The organism is Vandammella animalimorsus (genome assembly GCF_002285265.1).
Classification (GTDB): Bacteria; Pseudomonadota; Gammaproteobacteria; order Burkholderiales; family Burkholderiaceae_C; genus Lampropedia.
The window spans coordinates 702,112-713,517 of sequence record NZ_NSJB01000001.1 but is presented as its reverse complement, the minus strand read 5'-3'; the positions used below and the strand labels follow the sequence as shown (position 1 = coordinate 713,517).

The following is an 11,406-nucleotide window of genomic DNA, read 5'->3' as shown; positions in this document are numbered from 1 at the left end:
AGCACGCACGCATGGACGACCTGGCCCAGCGCCTGCAGCGCCCCAGCTGCATCACCGATGTGCCCGGCATTGCCGCAGGCCATGCCCAGATGGCCGGCCGCGCCACCGGCTGCACCGTGGTGCTGGCCGCCGGCCATGCCCATGCCGCGCCGGGCGGGCAGGGCGCCATCGCGGCGGTGGACGTGCGCGGCGCCGCGCCCGGCACGCGCGAGACCGACTTGCTCGCCCCCGGCAACCTGGTGGAGAAAGTCCACGCCATCGTCCTGTGCGGCGGCAGCGCCTTCGGGCTGGACGCCGCCAGCGGCGTGGTGCGCTGGCTGGAAGAGCAGGGCCAGGGCCTGGACACTGGCGTGTGCCGCGTGCCCATCGTGCCTGCGGCCGTGCTGTTCGATCTGCTCATTGGCGATGTGCGCATCCGCCCCGATGCCGCCTGCGGCCATGCGGCCTGCGTGGCCGCCCAGACCCAGGCCAACGCCCGCACGCCGCTGGCGCAGGGCAATGTGGGCGCGGGCAGCGGCGCCATCGTGGGCAAGATGTTTGGTCTGGAGCGCGCCATGCGCGGCGGCATCGGCTCGGCCTCGGTGCGTGTGGGCGGCGTCACCGTGGGCGCGTTGATCGCCTGCAATGCCGTGGGCGACGTGCGCCACCCCGAGCGGGGCGCCATCCTCGCCGGCGCGCGCGCCGCGCCAGGCAGCCCCCAGCCCTGCGACGCGCTGCGCGCCTTGCTGGCCGGGCAGGCGCCATTGCCCGCGCTGGCCGGCAGCAACACCACCATTGGCGTGATCGCCACCGATGCGCCGCTGACCCGCCCCCAGGCCCTGCGCCTGGCCGGCCAGGGGCACGATGGCCTGGCGCGCTGCATCACGCCTGTGCACACGCAGTCCGACGGCGACACCTTGTTCATGCTCTCCACCGGCCTGGCCGCCAGCTCGCCCGGCGCCATGGTGCTGGGCGCCATGGTCGCCGAGGCCGTGGCCCTGGCCACGCTGCGCGCCGTGTTGCACGCGCAGGACTACGCCGATGCGCAGCTGCGCATCCCCGCCGTGGCAGCGGCGCAGCGCCGCGCGCTGCTGGGCGCGTGAAGGGCAAGGGGCGGCACATGCACGCATTGGTGCAACGCGTGGCGCAGGCCCAGGTGCAGGTCGATGGCCGCACCGTCGGCGCCATCGGTCAGGGGCTGCTGGTGCTGGTCTGCGCCGAGCACGGCGACGGCCGGCCCCAGGCGGACAAACTGCTGGACAAGCTGCTGAAGCTGCGCATCTTCAGCGACGCCCAGGGCCGCATGAACCGCAGCGTGCAGGACCTGCAGGGCGGCCTGCTGCTGGTCAGCCAGTTCACGCTGGCGGCCGACTGCAGCGGCGGCAACCGCCCCAGCTTCAGCGCCGCCGCAGCGCCTGAGCTGGCGCGCCAGCTCTACGACTACTTGCTGGCCCAGGCCCGCGCCCGCCACGCCGATGTGGCGCAAGGCATCTTCGCAGCCGACATGCAAATCGCCCTGGTCAACGACGGGCCCGTGACCATCCCCCTGCGCATTGCGCCGGCGGCTGCCGGCGCTGGATAAGGCAAAGGCAGAGCCTGGCGGCTGCCGTGTCGGCATAGGCATGGCATAGAGGCCAATCATCGGGAATCATCAGACTGACGCTCGATGGCGAGAGTCAGCATCCAATACGTCAAAAACGCCCCGCAGCATGGCGGGGCGTCAGTGAGAGCCTGCTTGCAATTTCACAGCCGGCCAAGGCATCGGCCTGGGCGTGCCGCCGCCGTTGCAGTCCGCCCAAGCCGCACTGCGCAGGCGGGCCTTTTTAAGCCTGTTGCTCCAGAAAGCGCTGTGCGTCCAGCGCGGCCATGCAGCCGGTGCCGGCGCTGGTGATGGCCTGGCGATACACGTGGTCCTGCACGTCGCCGGCGGCGAACACGCCGGGCACGCTGGTTTGCGTGGCAAAGCCATCGTGCCCGCCCTGGGTGAGGATGTAGCCGTTTTTCATCTCCAGCTGGCCCTGGAAGATCTCGGTGTTGGGGGCGTGGCCGATGGCGATGAAGGCGCCTTGCAGGGCCAGATCCTCGGTGCTGTCGTCCTGCACGTTGCGGATGCGCACGCCGGTGACGCCGCTGGCATCGCCGAGCACTTCGTCGAGCACGCTGTGCAGCTTGAGCTCGATCTTGCCGGCCTGCACCTTTTCCATCAGCTTGTCGATCATGATGGCTTCGGCGCGGAATTTGTCGCGGCGGTGGATCAGCGTGACCTTGCTGGCGATGTTGGAGAGGTACAGCGCCTCTTCCACGGCGGTGTTGCCGCCGCCGACGACGGCCACGGCCTGGTCGCGGTAGAAAAAGCCGTCGCAGGTGGCGCAGGCCGAGACGCCGCGGCCCATGAAAGCCTGCTCGGAGGGCAGGCCCAGGTATTTGGCCGAGGCGCCGGTGGCGACGATCAGGCTGTCGGCGCTGTAGCTGCCGCTGTCGCCGTTGAGCTTGAAGGGGCGCTGCGAGAGGTCCACGCTCTGGATGTGGTCGAACACGATCTGGGTGTTGAAGCGCTCGGCGTGCTTGAGAAAGCGCTCCATCAGCTCGGGGCCCTGCACGCCGGCGGCGTCGGCGGGCCAGTTGTCCACTTCGGTGGTGGTGGTCAGCTGCCCGCCCTGGGCCATGCCGGTGATGAGCACGGGCTGCAGGTTGGCGCGTGCGGCGTAGATGGCGGCGGTGTAGCCTGCCGGGCCGGAGCCGAGAATCAGAACTTTGGCGTGTAATGTGTTGGTAGTGCTCATGTTTTTCACCAAAAATGGGGTTGCGGATGAAGCGTTTCAGCCGCTCTTTGCGATAATGCGGGCTTTGTTTGCCGAGAGCGTGCCATTGTAGGGATTTCCTGTATGGGCGGCCTGTGGCAATGCTTTGATGGCCTGCGCGCCCAGGGCCTGTTCAACACCATGAGTTCCCGTTCCCGTTCTCGCTCCCGATCCTCTGGCAACACTTTCAATTCCTCGCCCCAGGAGGCCGGGCCGGGCTTTCTGAGCCGTTTTGGCCAGGATGTGCTGCTGTTCATCGCCCTGGTGGTCGGCTCGGCCTGGGTGGCGGCGCTGCTGAGCTATTCGCCGCAGGATCCGGCCTGGTCCTCGTCGGGGCAGGGCGCGGCCGCGCAGGTGCCGCACAACTGGCTGGGCAGCCTGGGGGCCTACTGGTCGGATGTGAGCTACTTTCTGCTTGGCTACACGGTCTGGGTGCTGGTGGCGGCGCTGGCGCTGCTGTGGTGGTGGGCCTTTCGCGCCTGGCTCAGCGGCAAAAGCCAGGTGCGCAGCGACGGGCGGCTGATGATGCTGCGCATCTGGGGCAAGCGCCTGTTCTGGCTGGGCAGCGTGCTGCTGCTGCTGTGCGCCTGCGCGGTGCTGGAGTGGACGCGCCTGTACCGCTTCGAGGGCCAATTGCCCGACCATTCCGGCGGGGTGCTGGGCTATTGGGTTGGGCCCCTGGCCGTGCGCTGGCTGGGCTATACCGGCTCGACCGTGGCGGCGCTGGTGCTGGCGCTGCTGACGCTGTCGTGGGTGCTGGGTTTTTCCTGGGGCAAGGTGGCCGAGCGCACCGGCGCCTGGATCGAGCGCTGGATCGACCGCGTGCGCCTGGGCCACGAGCACCTGCGCGATGCCCGCGCCGGGCGGCGCGCGCAGCGCGAGCGCGAGGAGCAAATCAGCAAGGAGGCCGTGCTCACGCGCGATGCCCTGAGCGATGCGCTGCCCGAGCACCTGGCGGACATCCCCGAGGAGCAACTGCCGCAGTTGCAGGAGCTGCCCGAGGCGGCACTGCCCAAAGCCGGCGCTGCGCCCGGCAGCGCAGCCGGCGAGGCCGGCGCCGAGAGCGCAGCGCCGCCGCCGGCCTACAGCGAAACCGTGGACTTGCCCTGGGACGAGGAGCCCGCGCCGGGCAAGAGCTACGCCACGACGCGCCCGCAAGAGCGCATCGAGCCGCTGTGGGACGACCCCAGCCCGGCTGCGGCCAACGAGACGGCTTTGATCTCCACGCCCGTCAAGCGTCAAAAGCACTTGTTCGACGACGCCAGAAGCGGCGCGCTGCCCTCGGTGGCGCTGCTCGATCCGATCGCTGCCAAGCAGGAGACCGTCACCCCCGAAACGCTGGAGATGACCAGCCGCCTGATCGAGAAAAAGCTCAAGGACTTTGGCGTGGAAGTGCGTGTGGTCGAGGCCCAGCCCGGCCCGGTGGTCACGCGCTACGAGATCGAGCCGGCCACGGGCGTCAAGGGCGCGCAGATCGTCAACCTCTCCAAGGACTTGGCGCGCTCGCTGTCGCTGATGTCCATCCGCGTGATCGAAACCATCCCGGGCAAGAACTACATGGCGCTGGAGCTGCCCAATGCGCGCCGCCAGTCCATCCAGCTCAAGGAAATCCTCTCCTCGGACGTGTACCAGGACGAGAAATCCAAACTCGCGCTGGGCCTGGGCAAGGACATCATCGGCAAGCCCATCGTGGCCGACCTGGCCAAGATGCCGCACTGCCTGGTGGCCGGCACCACCGGCTCGGGCAAGTCCGTGGGTATCAACGCCATGATTCTCTCGCTGCTGTTCAAGGCCGAGCCCAGCGAAGTGCGCCTGCTGATGATCGACCCCAAGATGCTGGAGATGAGCGTCTACGAAGGCATCCCGCACCTGCTGTGCCCGGTGGTGACCGACATGAAGCAGGCCGCGCACGGTCTGAACTGGTGCGTGGCCGAGATGGAGCGGCGCTACAAGCTCATGAGCAAGCTGGGCGTGCGCAACCTGGCCGGCTACAACGCCAAGATCAAGGCCGCGCAGGACGCCGGCGAGATCATCGGCAACCCCTTCAGCCTCACGCCCGAGGACCCCGAGCCGCTGGACGCGCTGCCGCACATCGTCATCATCATCGACGAGCTGGCCGATTTGATGATGGTGGTGGGCAAGAAGATCGAAGAGCTCATCGCCCGCCTGGCGCAAAAGGCGCGCGCCGCTGGCATCCACCTCATCCTGGCCACGCAGCGCCCCAGCGTGGACGTCATCACCGGCCTGATCAAGGCCAACGTGCCCACGCGCATTGCCTTTCAGGTCTCCAGCAAGATCGACAGCCGCACCATCCTCGACCAGATGGGCGCCGAGGCCCTGCTGGGCATGGGCGACATGCTTTACATGAAAGGCGGCACTGGCCTGCCCGTGCGCGTGCACGGCGCTTTCGTCAGCGACGACGAAGTGCACCGCGTGGTCGAATTCATCAAGCAAAGCATGGGCGAGGCCGAATACATCGACGGCGTGCTCGAGGGCGTTGGCAGCGAGAGCGAAAGCGACTGGGCCGTGGATTTTGAGGGCACGCCCGCCGGCGCAGGCGGCGGCGAGAAAGACCCCATGTACGACCAGGCCGTGGAGATCGTGCTCAAGGACCGCAAGTCCAGCATCTCCCACGTGCAGCGCAAGCTGCGCATCGGCTACAACCGCGCCGCGCGCATCCTGGAGGACATGGAAAGCGCCGGCCTGGTCGGTGCGCTGGGCAGGAATGGCCAGCGCGACATCCTGGTGCCCCACCGTGGCGAATGAACCCGATGTGGATGGCGCCGCCGCCGCTGCGCCGTTGCGCCTGATCGGCCTGTGCGCCGCCTGGTGCGGCGTGTGCCGCGAGTTCGAGTCCGTCTTTGAGCGGCTGCGCAGCAGCCATCCCCAGGTGCAGCTGGCCTGGCTGGACGTGGAAGAGCCGGCCACCAGCGACGCCCTGGGCGCGCTGGACATCGACACCTTCCCGACCATTGCGCTGGGCCGCGGCCAGCAGCTGCTGTTCTGGGGCAGCATCGTGCCGCAGGCGGCCGTGCTGAGCCGCTTGCTGCAAGAGGGCGCGGCCCTGGGCGCGCAGCCCACGCGCCCCAGCAGCCCCCAGCCGCTGGAGCAACAGGCCTGGCGCGCCCTGCAGGCCATGCTGGGTGACGCGCCGGGTAACGAGCCGGGTAAGGCGCCGGGTAACGAGCCGGGTAAGGTATAGAGCGGCTTCGATTCTCATGAAGACAGCTCCTGCAAGCGCCGCCTTCTCTCGTCACACCCGCGAAGGCGGGTGTCCAGCCGCGACGCTGACAAGGGCGGCGCTGCCGTTGGCCAATCCCCTTCTCGTGCGCGAGGGTGTCGCTGGATGCCCGCCTTCGCGGGCATGACGAGAGCCACTTGCGAGACGGCGATGCCAGTCAGCGGCCAGGCTTGGATTTGTCCACGTTCGAGAAGCGCATGCGCTGGCGCGCGGCGCTTTAGCTCACATCCAGATCCGCAGCATCCGGCGGCTGGGCTGGGGCATTGCCCTGCGGCTGCGCGCCGTGGGCTGCGCTGCTGGCCGCGTTGGCCATGCGGGCCGGCCATTGAAAGTACACCGGGTACAGCTGCGCCACGGCCTGACCGTTGAAATCCCAGGTCATGCAGCCGCCCAGGTGTGGCGGCGGCGGCCGGTTGGCATCGGGCGGCAGGCCGTGGAAATGCGCCAATGCCATGGGGGCCAGGGTTTGGTAGGCCGCCGTGGCCATGTTGTAGAGCAGCTCGCGCATGTGCGTGCAGCCCTGCACGCCGCCCAGGTGGGCGTCGATGCTTTTGCGCCAGCCCTTGGCCATGGTGCTGCCAATCATCTTGCGCATGTGCTGGTCGGCCTCGTGGCAGGAGCCGTGCGGAAAATTGCCCATGCGCGTGGCGATGTCGCGCACCACCAGCTGGTGGTCGATGGTCAGGCGGATCAGCATGCGGTGCAGCGCCTGCCCGGGCGGCAGGCCGCTGCCATCGGCCAATGCGAACTCGAAGGGCTTGGTGTCGACCATTTCCGCTTCGATGTCCCACAGGCCATCGTCGCGCTGATAGCCGTGGAATGTGCTCTGGCGGGTGTGGGCCAGGCGGCGGGGGGCGGGAGGGGGCAGAGTCATCGCGGGTTTCTTCCGTCATGGGGCCGTGTGCGGATGGACAAGCCCATGCGCCAGCGGCCGGGCGGCAAGGGTAATGGATTTTTCTGCGTGGCGCTGTCACGTTGTCAAGCTGGTGGGCAGCCGCTTGCAGGCGCGCCGGCAGGCATGAAAAAACCCGGCCCTGAAAAGGGCCGGGTTTTGTATCAGAGCCGGCAGGCGCTGCGGCCTGCCGGGGGGCGCTGCCTTCAGCGGCGCTGACGGCGGGCCAGGCCGGCCATGCACAGCGCCAGCAGGGCCAGCATCCAGGGCGCGCCCACGGGCACAGGCACCGTGCCCGTGGGGCTGGGCGCAGCGATCACGACTGGCGCGGCAGCATTGCTGGCCTCGCAGGTCGCCGTTGGGGCGCAGGTCACGTTGCTGGGCAGATTGCTCAGCCTGGCGACGTTGATCACCTGGCTGCCCACAGGCAAGGCCGCATCGGTAGTGGCTTCGATCTGGAAGCGGACCTGGCCGCCGCTGGGCAGTTGGCTCAGCACGGCATCGAGCGCGCCACTGCCTTGATCGGGCGTGGGGCAGCTGGCGCCGCCAGTGGCTGTGGTGCAGCGCCATGTCTGGCTGGCGATGCCTGCTGCCAAGGGGTCCTGAATGCGCACACCGTGCGAGTCACGCCCGCCGCTGGCCGAGACCACCAGGTCAAAGGTGATCTTGCCGCCTGCCACAACGCTGGTGCTGCTGGCCGTCTTGCTCAAGGTCACGACGCCGTCCGATGGGATGGGGACAGGGCCAGTGGAGGTCGGCACCTGGGCGTTGGCCTCGCAGGAAGCGGGGTCGCAAGTCGCGCCAGCAGGGGGCGTGATGCGGGCCGTGTTGACGACTTGGGCCGGCAAGTTGGCGGCTTCGGCCGTGGCCGTGATGGCGATGGTGGCCGTGGCGCCAGCGGGCAGATCCAGCGTCAGGTTGATGGCGCCACTGCCTGCGGCGCTGGAGCAGCTGCCAGCCGGGGCGGCCGCGCAGGTCCAGGTCTGGCTGGCAATGCCGGTGGGCATGGCGTCACTGAGTTGCACCGCATTCACTGCCGCAGTGCCAGTGTTGTGCACTTGCACGGTGAACTGGGCGGTGCCGCCGGGCTGCAACTGTGTGCTGGCGGTGGTCTTGGTGATGCGCAGCACGGATGCCGGCGGCGGTGGCGGCAGGGCGGCTGGCGTCAGGCTGACCGGGGCCTCGCAAGCCTGGCCTGCAGGCTGGATGCCCCCAGCCACCTGGCAGAAGCCGTCTGCAGGCGGCGTCAAGCGTGCGATGTTCTCCAGATTGCCGGTGAAGCCGGCAGGCACTTGCACTGTCACCGTGTAGGTCTGGCGCGCATCTGGGGCCAGCACCAGGGCGGGCAGATCCAGGGCGCCTGCGCCATTGCCACAGGCGTTGTTGGCTTGGTCCACGCACTCCCAGCTCATCACGCTGGTGCCTGCGGGCAGTGCATCCTGCAAGCGCACGGAGGCCTGGCCGGTGGTGCTGAGGTTGCGCACCTCGACGGCGAACTTCACCTCACTGCCTGGGGTGTAGCTGGTAGTGCCAGCGGGCAGGGCCGTCTTGCTCAGTGCCACCAAGGTGGCGCCAATGCTGACATCGGCCTTGCAAGGCGGGGTCGCGGACTGGTTGGTGGCCGGGTCGATACAGCCAGCGCCTGGCGGCAGCTCCAGCGTGGCGCTGTTGTCAACCTGGGTCGGCAACTGGCCAGCGGGCAGCTTGCCCTTGACGGTCAGGGTGATCTCACCCACGGCGGTGCTGCTGGTGGCCGCCGGGATGACGGCGCCAACCGAGATCGTCTCGCCACCTGCGCCCGCGCCATTGGCCGTGGCGCAGGAGCCGCCGGCCGTGCCGGTGCTGGCGCAAGTCCAGGTGAAGGACTCGAACATGGCGGGCACGGTGTCATTGATGGTGCCGTTGGTGGGCGAAGCGCTGATGTTGCTGGCCACGATGGTCCAGGTGATCTCGCCGCCGGGCTGCAGCGGGCCTTGCACGGTCTTGTCCAGCTTGAGCTGCGGGCCGGAGATCAGGTAGGTGTCCTTGCTGGCGTTGAAGCCAAATGGATCGAGGTAAGTGGGGCCAGTGCCCGCACCGTTGTGGGGATCGACGTCGGCGCGAGTGGTGTTCTCGTGCAGGCCGGCAGTCTGATCCTTGCCCGTGATGGTGCAGCTGATCTCTGCGCCATCCTCGATTTCAGGGACGGTGACCTTGAACTCGTTGTTGGCGCCGATGTTGGCTGCCGAGACCGGCGGGTTGGGCAGCACGGCATTGCCTTTGATGACCTGACAGCTCACGCCATTGGCATCGGCCTTGAAGCTGGCGGGCAGCGGATCGCTGAGCACCACCTGCTTGAGCGGGTTGACGGCGCTGCCCACTGGGCTGATCAGGCCGGTGTTGGCGCTGGTGGAGTTGGTGAATCTCAGCCTGAACTCCACATCGTGCGGGGCGGTGGTGATCACTGCGTCCTTTTGCGCTGTCATGGACACGCAAATGGGCAGATCGGCCAGCAGCTCCAGCGGGGTTTGGTGGGTGCCGGTGGGCGAGTCGGCGGGCGCGCCGTCGGATTCGATCTTGCCGGAGAACACAATGCCCTGGTCCTCAGGCAGGCGCTTGACGGCCTCGACGTTCAGCGCATTGACCAAGGTGTTGATGTTCTTGCGGCACAGCGGGGCTGCGGTACCGGGGTTGTGGCGGTATTTCACGGCCAGGCGCAGCGTGACGGTCTCGTTCAGCTCCAGGGAAATCTGATCCCACATGGCCGAGCCACTGCCGCTGACAGTCGGGCCCCAGTCCTTGCCGTGGTCCGGGTTGCCGGGGGCAAAGCCATGCGCTGCCGGATTGCGCAGTGCGCAGGCCTTGCCCGCGATGCTGCTGGTGCAGCTTTCCACCTTGATTTGCTCCTGCAGGGAGTCGTTGGGGTGGAAGCTCGGCGCTGTGCCAAAGTTGCCCGTGCGGTACAGGTCGTACAGCGTGAACAGAATGTCATTGGGCGTGTTGGGCCGGGCCAGGTAGTTCTCCAGCGATGGCGTGTGCCCGTTGGTGACCTTGATTTCAAACACCGCAGTGGACTCTGCACCTGGGCCAGGGTTGGGCAGGGCCTGCGTGCCAGTGCCGGTGACGGCCTGGCCGTTGATTTCCACCAGCTTTTTCGTCGCCTGGAGGTTCAGCTCGACGGCCTCACATGCCCCGCTGCCGCCCATGGGCAGGGCCAGGAACACCTCATCGGTGCCATTGCCATTGCCTTGCCATTGCACCTGCATGGACTGGGCGCTGTTGGAGTATTTGTTGACTTCCCACTCCAGGCCGTTGCGCAGCAGCGATTCGCCACAGTCCGAAGGCTGGTAGGTGCGGTCGTACTCCAGCACCATGGTCTCGCCCGCGGCCAGCATCACGCCGCTCATGGGGCGCGGCACCTCGATGGGGCGCAGGTCTGTGCCTTGGCCGCCATTGAGCACGATGTTGGCAATGTTCGGGTCGTTCTCGACCGCTTCAGGGCAGACCGATTGCGTGGCTGTGCCCGGCGGTTGAGGCGTGTTGTGCTCCACGGCGCAGCTGGCGTTGGTGGTGGTGGAGCTCACCGGGCGGTGGTGACTCAGCCAGCGGGTGCCGCGGCCAATGGGGTATTCGTAATCGGCCCAGTAGTCGTTGAGCTCGCCCAGGTTCAGCGGCACGTCCGATGCGTTGGTGAAACGCAGCTGGTAGCGCACAGGCTGGCCATAGCCGGCCTGAAAGGCCTTGATGCCATTCAGATCAGGATCGGCAGATGGCGTGGCGGGTTGGCCATTGATTTGCACAATGGTTTTTTCCACCTTCAGCGCCACGGGCTTGACGGCCACGGTGCGGTTGCTGTCCACCAGCACCGGGTCGCTGGCGCCGGCCTGCTGGCTGTCTGCCGGGCCGGTGGCCACTTGCGCTGCAAAGGCGTAAGAGCCGACCGCCAACGGCGCTGCTTCGAAGACGTATTCACAGCTGGCGTTCGGTGCCAGCGAGGCAATGGTCCAGGAGACGGTGTGGCCAGCGCCCGTGCTGCTCGGCACGGTGATGGGCGCAGTGGTGCAGTTGGCCGCGCCGCTGGAGACCAGCTTCAGGCCCCCAAGGTTGGGGGGCAGCTTCAGCTCGACCGGCGCGTTGGTGGCCGTGCCTGGCAGCGAAGGTTCATTCTTGATGACCACCTTGATCTGGTGGGGCTCCAGCGTCAGGCCGTTGATCGAGCCGGGGTCCAGGTTGATCCCCAGCAATACGGTGTCGGCGTGCGCGGCACCGGCCATCGCGGCCCATGCGGCGGCGATGCCGACGGCGCGCAGCGCATGCTTGCTTCTTTTTTTCATGTGAAAGTTCCCCCTGAAATATTGAAGCTGTTGTAAAAGGTTGCGAACAAGCAATATATCGGGCTTGCCCGTAGCTTGGAAGCCAGGGGCTGCATTGTTTGCAAAACCACACAGTTGCAACATGCGCGACTGTGCATGCCCTGCATGGATGGTGCTTTGCCGCGCAAGGCGCGCACAGTT

Annotated in this window: 7 protein-coding genes; 4 read left to right on the top strand and 3 right to left on the bottom strand. The window is 67.6% G+C overall.

Annotation, left to right across the window (positions count from 1 at the left end):
- Positions 1-11 precede the first annotated feature (11 nt).
- Together CK625_RS03030 and dtd are read left to right on the top strand one after the other, a co-directional pair.
- Positions 12-1,082, top strand: a complete 1,071-nt coding sequence (locus tag CK625_RS03030) for a P1 family peptidase (protein ID WP_095538752.1) — start codon at positions 12-14, stop codon at positions 1,080-1,082.
- Positions 1,083-1,099: 17 nt separating this feature from the next.
- A complete protein-coding gene (gene dtd, locus CK625_RS03025) occupies positions 1,100-1,561 on the top strand; it encodes a D-aminoacyl-tRNA deacylase (protein WP_095539055.1) in 462 nt (153 codons plus the stop codon).
- Positions 1,562-1,802: 241 nt separating this feature from the next.
- Here the strand turns inward: dtd and trxB are convergent, their stop codons facing one another.
- Positions 1,803-2,762 carry a thioredoxin-disulfide reductase gene (gene trxB / locus CK625_RS03020; RefSeq protein WP_095539054.1) on the bottom strand — a complete coding sequence of 320 codons (960 nt, stop codon included), beginning with the start codon at positions 2,760-2,762 and terminating at the stop codon, positions 1,803-1,805.
- Positions 2,763-2,921: 159 nt separating this feature from the next.
- Between trxB and CK625_RS03015 the strand changes: the two genes are divergently transcribed.
- A complete protein-coding gene (locus CK625_RS03015; protein WP_095539053.1) occupies positions 2,922-5,546 on the top strand; it encodes a DNA translocase FtsK in 2,625 nt (874 codons plus the stop codon).
- A complete protein-coding gene (locus CK625_RS03010) occupies positions 5,536-5,982 on the top strand; it encodes a thioredoxin family protein (RefSeq protein ID WP_172425069.1) in 447 nt (148 codons plus the stop codon). The genes CK625_RS03015 and CK625_RS03010 overlap by 11 nt, the downstream gene beginning before the upstream one ends.
- A gap of 256 nt (positions 5,983-6,238) precedes the next feature.
- Here CK625_RS03010 and CK625_RS03005 read toward each other — a convergent pair whose 3' ends face one another.
- Positions 6,239-6,895 (bottom strand): DUF2889 domain-containing protein, encoded by a 657-nt coding sequence (locus CK625_RS03005; RefSeq protein WP_095538750.1) that lies wholly within the window; start codon positions 6,893-6,895, stop codon positions 6,239-6,241.
- Between the two features lie 224 nt (positions 6,896-7,119).
- The gene (locus CK625_RS03000) at positions 7,120-11,226 is read right to left on the bottom strand and encodes a DUF11 domain-containing protein (RefSeq protein ID WP_172425068.1); all 4,107 of its coding nucleotides are present in this window, start codon (positions 11,224-11,226) and stop codon (positions 7,120-7,122) included.
- Between the last annotated feature and the right edge of the window lie 180 nt (positions 11,227-11,406).